Raw genomic sequence first — 13,389 nt, forward strand, 5'->3', positions numbered from 1 at the left:
TAAAAGAAAGAATCAGTCCTATCATACCTATCCGTTTTTTTTGAATAAAATGACACTTGTTATATAAACGCAGGGGTTGATCAGCAGAAAGATAAGCTATTAATTGCGAATAGTCCTCATTAGCATTATACTTCTCATTTTTTAAGACAAAAGGTAGCTTCCGGTTACCTTGGTAATTGAGACACTAAATGACCCAATCAGTCAGCGAACAAATCATTCGACAGCAACGTCGCATAGAATCGAAACGCCGATTGGTGTTATTGGCACTTGCGGTAGCGTGTGTCGTGGGTCTGGTGCTGGATGTGATGACTGGGCCTTCCATGCTGCCGATGGGAGAAGTGATTAGCTCGCTATTGCAGCTAAGCGGTGTGGATGATACCTCACATACCATCGTTTATGATTTGCGCCTGCCTATTGCGTTTATGGCTTTGCTAGTAGGGGCGTCACTCGGTGCTGGTGGTGCTGAGATGCAGACACTACTCAATAATCCGATGGCAAGTCCTTATACGTTAGGGCTTGCGGCAGCAGCAGGATTTGGCGCTTCCTTAGTCATTGCGTTTGGTAGTTTTGGTTTGCCATTACAATATGCTGTGCCTATTGGAGCGTTTTCGATGACGATGGTCGCCTCGGCGGTGCTGTTTTTGTTTGCGTCATTGCGACAGTTTGCGGCTGCTACACTGATATTAGTGGGTATCGCTCTGTTATTTATTTTTCAGTCACTATTGTCATTGGTGCAATTTACCGCATCAGCTGAGATCTCCCAGCAAATTTTGTTTTGGCTATTCGGTAGTTTAACCAAATCTACTTGGTCCAATGTATCGGTGGTCGTTGTCGTCAGTGGCATTTGCATTGCCTTATTGATGCGCGACAATTGGAAATTAACCGCGCTAAGATTGGGCGAACAGAGGGCATCAGCACTTGGTGTCAATATCACGCGCTTGCGTATTAAAACCTTGATTTTAGTGGCGATGATGACGGCAACAGCGATTAGCTTTGTCGGGGTGATTGGCTTTATCGGTTTGGTGGCACCGCACGTAGCGCGGTTGCTCGTTGGTGAAGACCAGCGTTACTTTTTGCCCGCGACCATGCTCGCAGGCGCAGCGTTTTTATCATTCTCATCGGTGTTATCGAAAGTGATTGTACCAGGCGCATTGTTTCCGGTTGGGATTGTCACGTCGTTTGTGGGTGTACCCTTTTTATTCTGGATTATTTGGACTAAACGATGAAAAACTGGATTTGCGGGACAGTGGCAGTAGGTTTAATGTTATCAACGTTAACTGCTCATGCAGAAATCAAAACCATCAACGATGTGCTAGGACGAGACGTTCAAGTCGATGTGCCTGCCAAGCGCGTGGTGTTGGGATTCTATTATCCTGATTATATTGCGGCGACAGGCTCGGAAAAATTTGGGCAGGTAGTGGGTATTTCACGAGAGTTTTGGGAAGATTTTAATCCGGGTAGTTGGGAATTATATAGCGAAAAATTACCAAATCTAAATAGCATTGGCGATATTGGCAATATTGATAGAGGCACGTTTTCTTTCGAAAAAACCTTGGCAATGAAGCCCGATGTGGTGGTGTTAGCAAAATGGCAATATGACACCCTAAAGGCCGAAATGCCGCGTTTTGAAGCAGCAAACATTCCAGTTGTCGTGGTTGATTATAATGACCAAACGGTAAAAAACCATGTCAAAAGCACCGAGATTTTTGGACAATTGGCAGGTAGCGAGCAACGCGCTGACCAAGCGGCGCAAGAATATGCTGACGGCATCGCAGACATCCAGAAACGCGTACAAGCTGCAGCCCTACCTCAGCCCAAAATCTATATGGAGTTTGGTGATAAAGGTCCGCAAGAGCATAGCTTCACCTTTGGTAAAAACATGTGGGGCGCGATTGCAGACACGGTAGGTGGTGATAATATCAGTAGACCCTTCATCGAAGACTGGGGCATCATTAACCCAGAACAAGTTTTGGTGAGTAAACCTGATGTTATTATGATCTCAGGCACCGAAGTGGGCATGAAGCAGCCCAATGCGATGGCAATGGGCATCGATATCCCAACTGATGAAGCCCAGCGTCGCCTAAAAGGCTTTACCACCCGCAGTGGTTGGGAGAATCTACCCGCAGTGAAGAATAACCGCGTATATGGCATTTATCACACGGCGTCGCGCTCGTTATCTGATTTGGCAGCCGCCCAATTTATGGCAAAAGCGTTATACCCTACAGCATTTGCTGATGTCGACCCTGAAAAAACCTACATGGATTTTCACGAAAAGTATTTGCCAGTCAAGCCTAATGGTACGTTCTTCATCCAGCTAGGCTGTGGAGCAAGTGTTTGTGATGACAATGCTAACGTTCAAGCAAAAGATCAGGGCAACGCATCAACCGCTGCGACCCAAGCCGATCCTGCTGCCAATATGTCTGAAAACGTAACTGAAAATGTGTCGTGGTTTACTAAGCTTATGAATTGGTTTAGCAGTTTATTTGCTTAAGTAGAGACGTGCCCTATTTTTGATAATTTGATAGAAGAAGTCGCTATGCTCAAGCTTAACCGTTTAACCATCCAATATGGCTCGCACACCGTTGCTAGGGAGATTGATGCCCAGTTTGAATCGGGCAAGATTTACACCATTTTGGGAGCAAACGGGGCAGGTAAGTCGAGTTTGCTCAAGGCGATTTTTGGCGAGTTGGCTTTTTCTGGCACTATTGACTATCAGGGCAAAGCGCAGAGCAAAGCCCATCTCAATACATGGCGCAAACCCATTGCCTATATGCCGCAAGACAGTCACACTGACGCTGAGCTAACTACCCTTGAAGTGGTGTTGCTCGGACGCATGGACGCCTTGAGCCGTCATATTGGTGATGAGTTATTAACAGAAGCGGTCGAATTATTGGCAGAGCTGAATATCTCTCATTTGGCACATCGTCCGATCCACTTATTGAGTGGCGGACAGCGGCAACTGGCGATGTTTGCTCAAGCCTTACTGCGCCGCCCCAAGATTTTGCTGCTCGATGAACCTGTCTCAGCACTGGACATGGCACATCAAATCAATCTATTGGACAAAGTGAGCCATTATACTCAGCAGCACCAACTGATTTGTATTATGGTGTTGCATGATTTGAGCCTAGCTGCTCAATTCTCAGATGAAGTTTTACTGTTGGCTGATGGTCACATTCATGCTCAGGGTATGCCAAGCGCCGTATTACAATCCGATATTTTACGCCAAGTGTATCACGTGGATATTGAGATTTTGACCAGTCATCAAGGCTTGCCTGTGATTCATCCATATCGCAAGCAGCTTACTGGCGTCTGAATCATGCCTGATTAAGAAAGCTTAACGGCTTTTTTGTCAGGCAAGCTGCTGATTACCCCTGCAAAGATGACCGCTACAATACCAAAAACTTCTATCCAGCCAATGCTTTCACCGGCAAAGATGACCCCATAAGCCGCGGAAAACACAACAGTTAAGTAGGACAGTGACGCGACCGTAAATTTTTGCCCCACGTGATAAGCATGTGTCATTGCCAATTGAGCCAGTAGCCCTGCCACCCCAATACCAATGATATAAGGCAAACTCGCACTCGTCAAAGCACTCCAGCCAAACCATGTCGCCGCTATGGCTGAGACAACGGTCGCCACTACCGAAAAGTAAAACACAATTCGCCACGCAGGCTCACCCATCAAGGATAGCTCTCGCACTTGTAGCAGCGCAAACGCTGTAAAAATACCGCCACTTAACGTAATCAAAGTTTCTAACAGTCTGTCGGAAGCGAAGGCAGGTTTTAACATCAAACAAATACCAGCCAATCCCAGTAGTAGCGCGCCCCACGTTTTAAGCGATGGTTTGTCTTTGAGCCAAAAAATAGACAGCAAGGCAATAAAGACGACAGAGGTGTAGTTCAGCGTCACAGACGTTGCGAGCGGTAAATGGCCTAAGCCATAAAACGCCAGTAATAATGCCGTCGTGCCTGCCAGACTACGCTGCATATGGCCCCAAAAAAATGGCGTCTTAAGGGTTTTTTTTCGCGCAAGGGTCGTGCCAAAAATAACTAAGGCAGGCAACAAGGAGCGCCAAAAAGCCAGTTCATATTCATTCATGTGCAAGTGAGTGGCGGCGTTTTTGACCAAAATACTCATCGTGGCAAACAAGAATGACGCAATAACCATCCAGCCTGAGCCTAAAGAGATTCTTTTTATCATAAGTAGCGATAAGCAAAAAGAGGCAATTGTACCATTCCACGTGATATGCTTTTTGATTAATTTAGAGCATCAATAAGGGTGGTATCTGAACTAGGTAAGACAGTATTTACTGATGTGAAATCAAAAAATAAAAGGGAATGTCGGCTTATCCTCATTGGCTAAGGCGGTGACAGCCGCAAGCATACAAAAGGCGCACACAGATAGGCCAATTGCGGTAAAATAGCGATCTATCAATATTACGTACATTATTTAGCAACTTATTTAGTAGTCAGGGCCGTTTATGAGTATTCATGGTATTTTAGGAGAACAAACCACCGATTATCCGACTGAGTATAGCCCAGAGACGCTATATCCTATTGCACGTAGCATGGGACGTGATGCGATTGGTTGGCACGCTAACAAACTAACGGTCGGCGTAGATTGGTGGCAGGCATTCGAGATCTCTTGGTTAAATCTGCAAGGCATTTCGCAAGTGGCGATGGCGCGGTTTAGTATTCCTGCCAGCTCGCCCTTTATCGTAGAATCAAAATCGCTCAAGCTATATTTGAACAGTATCAACTTTACTGAGTTCGCCAGTTGGAATGACGTCCAAGCGTTGATCGCTAAAGACTTGTCAGCCTGTTTGCAAGCGGAAGTACAGGTGGAATTATTTGCGCTGAATGATGCAGCAAGCCTGCTGATTGCTCAGCCAACAGGTATTTGTATTGATGACGCATTGGCAGGTAGCACGGGAAAAATCGCGTTAACTGAGCATCCGGATGCATCACTGTTGAGTAATGATGAAACAGAAGCGAGCAGTGAGATTTTGGCAAATAACAGCAATCAGCCTTATGCGTTTTATTCTAATCTGCTGCGTAGTAATTGCCCTGTGACCAATCAGCCAGATTGGGGTACACTAGCTGTGTCGATAACGACTGACAAGACTTTTAACAACGCAAATATGCTACGTTATATATTGAGTTTCCGTCAGCATAACGGCTTTCATGAGCAGTGTGTTGAGCAGATATTTGCAGATTTGAGCGAGCATTATAAGCCAAGTGAGTTGATGGTTCGCGCATGGTATACACGCCGCGGCGGTATTGATATCAATCCTTGCCGTGTCAGCGATATGGCACTATTGCCCGCGCCGAGTCGCCTGATTCGCCAATAGTTTATGACTCGTAAAAAAAGCGCCTATCTCATCAAATGGGATAGGCGCTTTTTTATGCATCAAATCAAACACTGACATTCAGTTTATTGACATGTCATGCTTGGACTGCGATTTACTCACAGCCAAGTTTTGCCAGTAGCTCGTCACGGCTGAGCAACTCTTTTTCACCGTCACGGCGATTGACATATTCGTACTTGTCTTCAGCGATGTTGCGATCAGACACGACGATACGGTGTGGAATACCAATCAACTCTAAATCAGCAAACTTCACTCCTGGGCGTTCGTTACGATCGTCCAGTAGGATATTGACGCCTTTTGCTTTTAGCGTTTCATAAAGCTCAGTGGCAGTCTGCATGACCGTCTCTTCTTTTGACTTCATCGGTACGATAGCTACTTCAAAAGGCGCAAGTGAGTCTTTTACATCAGGTGTTTGTGGCCACATGATACCGTTATCATCGTGGTTTTGCTCGATGGCAGCAGCGATGATGCGGCTGACGCCGATACCATAGCAGCCCATCATCAAGGTCACAGGTTTGCCAGCTTCGCCTGAGACGCTGCAGCCAAGTGCTTGTGAGTACTTATCACCTAACTGGAAGATATGACCAACTTCGATACCGCGTTTGATTTGTAGGGTTCCCTGACCATCAGGTGAGGCGTCGCCTTCGAGCACGTTGCGGATATCAACGATGCGCGTGATGTGCGCGTCACGATCCCAATTGACTCCGGTTGTGTGTTTGTTGACTTCGTTGGCACCAGCGACAAAGTCAGAGAGAATAGCCGCTGCGCGATCGACGAACACAGGGATATCTAGATCGACACCGATATAGCCTTTGAGTAGTCCTGCGGCTTTCAGCTCCTCTTCGCTCGCCATAGTCAGCGGCGTGTTTACTTCTTCGATTTTTTCCGCTTTGATATCATTGAGCGTATGATCGCCACGCAGTACCAGCGCAACCAACTGCTCTTCACCTTCTGGCGTATGACCTTTAACAATCAAGGTTTTCACGGTGGTGGCAAGCGGAATGTCTAAATGCTCAGCAACTGCTTCGCAGGTTGGCATATTAACGGTATCAACGTTGCTTAATTCTTGGGTCGCAGGCTGACGCTCGCCTGTACTGATGGCTTCAGCAAGCTCAATATTGGCCGCATAGTCAGAGATGGTGGAGAAGGCAATGTCATCTTCGCCACTGTCTGCCAAAACATGAAACTCATGTGAGGCAAAGCCGCCGATAGAGCCTGAATCCGCTTGTACCGCGCGAAAGTCAAAACCCAAACGGCTAAAGATGCGAGTATAGGCGTCGTACATATCTCGATAAGTCTCGGCAAGTGAGGCTTGATCGATATGAAACGAGTAAGCATCTTTCATGGTGAATTCGCGTGCGCGCATTACACCAAAGCGTGGACGAATCTCGTCACGGAACTTGCTTTGAATCTGAAAGAAAGTAATCGGTAGTTGCTTATAACTACGTAGCTCGCCTTTTGCCAGATTGGTGATGACTTCTTCATGCGTTGGACCCAGCACAAAGTCACGATCATGACGGTCTTTGAAGCGCAGTAGCTCAGGGCCGTAGTCTTCAAAGCGTCCGCTGGTCTGCCATAGCTCAGCAGGCTGCGTCATCGGCATCAGCAACTCTTGTGCGCCGATGTTTTGCATCTCTTCACGAACGATGCGCTCAACCTTTTGCAAAATACGTAGACCCATGGGCAACCAAATATACAATCCAGAAGCAATCTTGCGTATAAGACCAGCACGCACCATCAATTGGCTTGAGGCGATGTCGGCATCACTTGGGGTTTCTTTTAATGTGGCAAATAAAAATTGACTGGCTTTCATAAATAAAGCGTAACCTTATCAACGATAAAAAAATAAGAAATAGTAGGATGTTGAGCGTATGGCTAATCGTTTCATTGCCGCCGCAAGCTTACCTTTATCACTTAGCAATAATCTAGGGTATTTCCTAGTTACTCACGTGCTGATATAAAAAAGCACATTAGTAAGAACCACTCTTATAACAGTAAACAAGAGAGGCAAATTTGATTTGAGGTATGAACATGCCGAAATGCAATATATTCAGGGCAAAAGCCTGATAATGCTAAAAGACTGACATTTTATACATACAATCTGACTATGTTAGGTAAAGTTCGCCTAAGACGCAATGACTTTTTGTCTTTTCAGACCGAACGTTATATAAAGGCTGAGATGAGACTCGAATAATCGAGTTATTTATACGATTTTAAGGTGAACATAATTTACATTTTAGAGATGGCTTAGTTTGCTCATTATGTAGAAGATTGGTAGCCATTACTTGAATTTACTGCACAATAGTCACATTTATAGGTTAAGCATTTGTTTTAATTATATAAAATCGTTGGTCATCTGAAAAACGATGCATTCTTATAAAGGTAACTTCTATGAGTAGTCCTGATATGAACAATACTAATGGCACACACAAGCCAGCGAAGCAGCCTATTGCCACGATGTCTTGGGTAATATTACTCATTGGCTTAGCAGCCATCGTTTTTGCTATATATAGCGCGCAAAAAATCACAGAAGAAGAACCGATAGAAACCATCACTCGAGAAGGCGTGGTCACACAAATCCAGCAATTAAACAGATTACATACCGTCGCGTTCAGCGTTGATACGGTGATTACGAGTGAGCGTCCGGGGAGTTGGATGAAGTTGTGGCAAGATGAACAAAAAGCGCTGTTCATCGCTCATGGCCGCGTCGAAGCAGGGGTTGATCTGAGTGCCTTGACACCTGAGATGGTACAAGTGGTACAGCCTGTTCAAGCCGATGAAGCGCAAGTAGATAGTAATATACCCATTTCAACCATGCCACAAATCAATATTACCTTACCGCCCACAGAGATATTTTCAGTATATTTAGATGATATCGAGATTTATGACTGGCAGACAGGCGCTTTTGGCATGATGCAAGTCGATCCTAAGATATTGGCGCAAGCACAAACGATGGCAAAAAAAGAAGTGCTAGAGCGTGCCTGCCGAGGAGATGTCATGAATATGGCGCTGCAAAATGCTCAAACGCAATTGCAGCAGCTGTTTGCGTTGACAGGTGCTGTCGTGACGGTCAACACGCAGGGTGCAGGCGCATGTCAATTGCCTGCAAGTACTAGCAGCTAGTCTGTTAGTTGTTTTCTTAAACTTAAGCTTCTTTTTTAAATTCAGCAATCGCCAGTTTACGGACTGATTTGTGTTCGACCATCGGCGCAGGGTAGTCCACATTGGCGAACTCTCCACCCTTTGCCAATGCTTTGCGCATTTTATCCTCACTATGCAAAGTGCTCGCGGGGGTATCTTTTAGTTCTGGTAGCCACGTTTTGATAAAGATCGCTTTTTTATCATGAGTGCTGCCTTGGCTAAAGGGGTTCATAATACGGAAGTAGGGTGCTGAGTCAGTACCTGTTGATGCGCTCCATTGCCAGCCGCCATTGTTGGAGGCAAAATCCCCATCGATGAGCTGCTGCATAAAGTAGCGCTCACCCAAGCGCCAATCAATCAACAAGTCTTTGGTCAAAAACATTGCCGTGACCATACGCAGTCGATTGTGCATAAATCCAGTAGCGTTCAGACAGCGCATCGCAGCATCAACGAGTGGTACGCCTGTCATGCCAGTGCACCATGATTTAAAATCCTCTTTATCATATGACCAACTAACTTTGGTGTCAGTGTCTTCTTTATACGCTTTATGGCGAATCAGATTTGGCTTATCGACCAGTACATGACGATAAAAATCTCGCCAAGCAAGCTCGCTTATCCAACGGTCAATATCTTCATTATCGCCATCATTACCGTGTAGCTTTTCTTGTACTTTGCTGGCTTGTAGATAGCAGAGCCGAGGGCTAATGGTGCCTATAGTGAGATAAGCGGATAGCTGACTGGTGGCATGCAGGTGCGGCACATCACGGCTGACATCATAGTCATTGATATCATCATCGACAAACTCATCTAAGCGCTGGCAAGCAGCCGATTCACCCGCAGGGTAGGCATCTCTTGCGGCAGTGAGTTGGGCTTTCATATCGATATGCTGTAACGAGTCCTCTTTTTGTAGCGTCTTTTGATAATCACTAAACATTTCTTTACTGAGGGCTTTGATATCGTCAACTGTATTGGCACTATTTTTCGATGCTTTTAGCTCGATTTTATCATCGCAGTCGACTGCTGGTGCGTCATGCATTTGAATGGTGCTAACGTCTAGCGTATGTCGCCATTTTTTATAGAATGGCGTGAAGACTTTATACATACTATCGCCGTCATTGGTCGTGATACTCAGCGGTGGCAAGATACATTGGTCATGCCAGCGGACAAACTCGATGTCGTCCTTTGCAAGCTGCTCACACAATTGCTCGTCACGATCAATCTCATTGCCTTCGTATTCATGGTTAGCCATGACGCAGCTGATATTATGATCTTGACACAAAGTAGTCAGAGTCTCTATACAGTCAGAAAAGCTTGGACAGAGCTGTACCGTTAAAGTGATATTCAGTTGTGATTTCAAATCCTTTGCTAGTATAGGTAATGTACGGGCAATATGATCGACTTGTACTAGAGAGGTGTCATGTTGTTGCCACTGCTCGGGCGTCAAAAAGAATATGGCGGATACCGATGCATTGTCTTCATTAGCACGTTCGCACAGTGCTGCCAATGCGGTATTATCATGAATACGTAAATCTCGACGAAACCACATCAAGTAATGCAACGGACTGTCATTATCGCTACTGTCATTGTTTTTATTATTGCTACCATTGTTGTTAGTAGTCTTTGACATCAAAGTATCCCTATATTAATCAATCGCAATCATAAACAAAACTGAGCATAAAAGTATGCTAGGATAAGTTTTTGGATGCAATGGCTTTGCCGTTTGCGTAACAATTTCTCATCATATCTCACGATTTATCTTTAGTCTGACGCTATCTGATGTCGCTATAATCGATGTCAGATTTATGAATATAAAATCCAAGGTCACAAAATGCACGTTAAGTTTTGCGGATTTACTCAGCTTAGTGATATACAGACTGCGGCACAGTTAGGTGCAGACGCAGTCGGTTTGGTGTTTTATCCGCCAAGTCCGCGTGCGGTCACGATAGAGCAAGCACAAACTCTAAGCGCTGCGGTACCTGCTTTCGTCAGCGTGGTGGCGTTAGTGGTTAATATGCCTAAAGATGAGTTAGTCAAATTAGCAAACGATGTACCTTTTGATATCATTCAGTTTCACGGTGATGAAACGGCTGAACAGTGTGAGCAGCTGGCAAGCACAGTCAAGAAACGCTGGATCAAGGCATTGCGTGTCAATGCAGAGCAAGACACGCCCGATAGCGTTCGTACTCAGATTGCACAGTTTGCTGACGCAGGTGCCAGTAGTATTTTGCTGGATGCGTATCATCAAGCGGCATATGGCGGAACAGGGCAGCGTTTTGACTGGAGTCTCATTCCCCAAGATAGCGCGCTACCAATTGTATTGGCTGGTGGTCTTGATGCGCAAAATGTCGCAGAGACATCAAATCTGCCTATCTACGGCGTCGATGTCAGCGGTGGTATCGAGGTTGATAAAGGTAAAAAAGACGCTGCCAAGATGCGTGCCTTTATGAAAGCAGTCAAGCGCGACCGATGGCAAAACGAAACGGTCACTGACGCCATTTAAGTTTGTTATCGTAGGTTATTTTCTATATATAATAGGCTTATTTGATCGTTATTCCGATTTTTCTGTTCCAATCTTATTTCATTTTTCTCTTTATATTTATTCTAAAAAATACCACTTATTACAGTAGGAATTATCATGAGTCATGTCGCGAACAAAGATTTATCTACTACAGCACAATCTGTAAACACCTTTACCAATCCTGAAAACGTACAGGATTTTAACCAATACCCTGATGCACGCGGACATTTCGGTGTACATGGTGGACGCTTTGTCTCTGAGACGCTGATGGCGGCATTAGAAGAGCTTGAGACGCTTTATACCAAAGTCAAAGCAGATCCTGCGTTCTGGGAAGAGTACCACAACGATTTGGTCAATTATGTCGGTCGCCCAACGCCGCTGTATCATGCCAAACGCTTGAGCGATGAGATTGGCGGTGCGCAAATTTATTTTAAGCGTGAAGACTTGAATCATACAGGCGCACATAAAGTAAACAACACCATTGGTCAGGCATTGCTTGCCAAGATGTGTGGCAAAAAACGTATCATCGCTGAGACTGGCGCAGGACAGCATGGCGTAGCGACCGCAACGATTGCCGCACGCTTGGGGCTAGAGTGTATCGTTTATATGGGTGCTGACGATGTTGAACGTCAAAAAATGAACGTTTATCGTATGCGCTTGTTGGGCGCAAAAGTCGTGCCCGTCACTTCTGGCTCACGTACTCTAAAAGACGCAATGAACGAAGCGATGCGTGATTGGGTGACCAATGTCGATAGCACGTACTATATTATTGGTACGGTGGCAGGCCCACACCCTTATCCGCTATTGGTTCGTGATTTCCAAGCGATTATTGGGAAAGAAGCGCGCATTCAGCATTTAGAAAAAACAGGCAAAATGCCAGATGCCTTGGTTGCTTGTGTCGGTGGTGGCTCAAATGCTATCGGTTTGTTCTTTGACTTCTTAAATGATACTGATGTCAAAATGTATGGTGTTGAAGCAACAGGCGACGGTATCGAGTCAGGTCGTCATTCTGCGCCATTGGCTGCTGGTCGTATCGGTGTATTGCATGGTAACCGCACCTACCTAATGGCAGATGATGATGGTCAGATTCAAGAGACGCATTCTATCTCAGCGGGTCTTGACTATCCTGGCGTTGGTCCAGAGCATAGCTTCTTAAAAGACATGAAGCGCGTTGAGTATGTTGGCTGTACCGATAAAGAGGCGCTAGAAGGCTTTCATGAGTCCACGCGTAAAGAAGGCATCATCCCTGCGCTTGAGACTGCTCATGCTGTCGCTTATGCATTGAAACTGGCTAAAACCATGACACCAGATCAGACGATTATCGTTAATATGTCAGGTCGCGGTGACAAAGATTTGCATTCAGTGATGAATGCTGAAGGGATTGAGATGTAGGAAGAATAGAGTAGTTTAGATGGTTGTATAAGAAAGTTTAGCAGCGTATTGATTCGATTAGGTATCATAAATCTCAATACGCTAATTGATAACCACTCTATAGAGTAGAGTGGTTATCAATATTGCTAGCTATTTTTTAATTATTGATAGTATACCTCCATGAATTTGAACCGCTTAATACCGAGTAAGCCTAGCCAGTTGAGCAAATATCCAGATCAAACGGTGCTAACAGCGCCAGTCACAATAAGTGTGGGTGTGCCTACTGAAACAGTCAGTTTTTGGCAGAGTTATGGTTTCTTTGTAGTTGTCATTGCATGGTCAGTGATTTATATCTTTATGGCCGTTTGGGAGTTTTCGACAGGTTATACGGTTACGACAATTGATGAAATTTTAAGAAGTATTATTGGGCTTTGGTCTTTTTTAACTATCCTCATGTTGTTTTTATTCATGATGATATATTGGTTGCATCGTACCTACAGAGGTTTTGTCGTTCCAAATCCATGGGTTGCAAAGCGGTTGACTTGGAAGCATGTGCCAATCATGGTTATTAAAGAAGATAGCATTAGCTTTCTATCTAGCTTCTTTATATTCATTGATAAGCTACATCATGATCAGATAGTAAGCTTTGATGATGTTGAAAAGTTTTATCTAAATCAAAGTAGTCATTCTGGTATTGGTTTTTCGATAATATATAAAAAACAGCATGTTGCAGCTATGAAAAATAAAGGTAAAAGACTTGAAGGCTTGTTAGCTCACAAAAAATTTACGTTATATGAGCATTACAATGTTTTGAATGGCCGGTATTATATTGATTTGCGTGAAATTCTAAATATTATGAATACTTTTCACAAGCAAAGAACTGATGGTATTAAATATTTGTCGCAAGATAACCATGATAATTTAATGGATATTGGCTGGTAAGAATACACTTATATAAGCTAAAAATTTATTTAACAAAATTATAAGAGAA

11 protein-coding genes are annotated in these 13,389 nt (G+C 44.5%); 8 read left to right on the top strand and 3 right to left on the bottom strand.

Annotation, left to right across the window (positions count from 1 at the left end; genetic code table 11):
- Nucleotides 1-188: 188 nt before the first annotated feature.
- From I3255_RS10120 to I3255_RS10130, 3 genes are read left to right on the top strand one after another with little or no spacing between them, the layout of a single operon-like run.
- Nucleotides 189-1,226 carry an iron ABC transporter permease gene (locus tag I3255_RS10120; RefSeq protein ID WP_238038724.1) on the top strand — a complete coding sequence of 346 codons (1,038 nt, stop codon included), beginning with the start codon at nucleotides 189-191 and terminating at the stop codon, nucleotides 1,224-1,226.
- Nucleotides 1,223-2,491, top strand: coding sequence for an ABC transporter substrate-binding protein (locus I3255_RS10125; protein WP_238038725.1), 1,269 nt, complete (start codon nucleotides 1,223-1,225; stop codon nucleotides 2,489-2,491). Before I3255_RS10120 ends, I3255_RS10125 begins: the two co-directional genes overlap by 4 nt.
- A 45-nt stretch (nucleotides 2,492-2,536) precedes the next feature.
- Nucleotides 2,537-3,313 carry an ABC transporter ATP-binding protein gene (locus tag I3255_RS10130; protein ID WP_238038726.1) on the top strand — a complete coding sequence of 259 codons (777 nt, stop codon included), beginning with the start codon at nucleotides 2,537-2,539 and terminating at the stop codon, nucleotides 3,311-3,313.
- Nucleotides 3,314-3,324: 11 nt separating this feature from the next.
- On the opposite strand, the gene I3255_RS10135 is transcribed toward I3255_RS10130, so the two are convergent.
- A complete protein-coding gene (locus tag I3255_RS10135; RefSeq protein WP_238038727.1) occupies nucleotides 3,325-4,200 on the bottom strand; it encodes a DMT family transporter in 876 nt (291 codons plus the stop codon).
- A 280-nt stretch (nucleotides 4,201-4,480) separates the two neighbouring features.
- Between I3255_RS10135 and queF the strand changes: the two genes are divergently transcribed.
- A complete protein-coding gene (gene queF / locus I3255_RS10140) occupies nucleotides 4,481-5,350 on the top strand; it encodes an NADPH-dependent 7-cyano-7-deazaguanine reductase QueF (protein ID WP_238038728.1) in 870 nt (289 codons plus the stop codon).
- A gap of 112 nt (nucleotides 5,351-5,462) precedes the next feature.
- Here queF and I3255_RS10145 read toward each other — a convergent pair whose 3' ends face one another.
- The gene (locus I3255_RS10145) at nucleotides 5,463-7,181 is read right to left on the bottom strand and encodes a proline--tRNA ligase (protein ID WP_238038729.1); all 1,719 of its coding nucleotides are present in this window, start codon (nucleotides 7,179-7,181) and stop codon (nucleotides 5,463-5,465) included.
- A 578-nt stretch (nucleotides 7,182-7,759) separates the two neighbouring features.
- Between I3255_RS10145 and I3255_RS10150 the strand changes: the two genes are divergently transcribed.
- Nucleotides 7,760-8,491, top strand: a complete 732-nt coding sequence (locus tag I3255_RS10150; protein ID WP_238038730.1) for a DUF4230 domain-containing protein — start codon at nucleotides 7,760-7,762, stop codon at nucleotides 8,489-8,491.
- Between the two features lie 22 nt (nucleotides 8,492-8,513).
- Here the strand turns inward: I3255_RS10150 and I3255_RS10155 are convergent, their stop codons facing one another.
- Nucleotides 8,514-10,136 (bottom strand): FAD-binding domain-containing protein, encoded by a 1,623-nt coding sequence (locus I3255_RS10155; RefSeq protein WP_238038731.1) that lies wholly within the window; start codon nucleotides 10,134-10,136, stop codon nucleotides 8,514-8,516.
- Between the two features lie 201 nt (nucleotides 10,137-10,337).
- Here I3255_RS10155 and I3255_RS10160 point away from each other — a divergent pair, with 201 nt between their 5' ends.
- The 3 genes from I3255_RS10160 to I3255_RS10170 all read left to right on the top strand — a co-directional run bounded on the left by I3255_RS10160 (nucleotide 10,338) and on the right by I3255_RS10170 (nucleotide 13,340).
- Complete coding sequence (locus tag I3255_RS10160; protein ID WP_238038732.1) at nucleotides 10,338-11,009, top strand: phosphoribosylanthranilate isomerase; 672 nt, start codon at nucleotides 10,338-10,340, stop codon at nucleotides 11,007-11,009.
- A gap of 135 nt (nucleotides 11,010-11,144) precedes the next feature.
- Entirely contained in the window at nucleotides 11,145-12,419 is a 1,275-nt protein-coding gene (gene trpB, locus I3255_RS10165; RefSeq protein ID WP_238038733.1) for a tryptophan synthase subunit beta, read from the top strand.
- A gap of 159 nt (nucleotides 12,420-12,578) precedes the next feature.
- Entirely contained in the window at nucleotides 12,579-13,340 is a 762-nt protein-coding gene (locus I3255_RS10170; RefSeq protein ID WP_238038734.1) for a hypothetical protein, read from the top strand.
- The last annotated feature ends 49 nt before the right edge of the window (nucleotides 13,341-13,389 follow it).

This window comes from Psychrobacter sp. Ps6 (genome assembly GCF_022129235.1).
Classification (GTDB): domain Bacteria; phylum Pseudomonadota; class Gammaproteobacteria; order Pseudomonadales; family Moraxellaceae; genus Psychrobacter.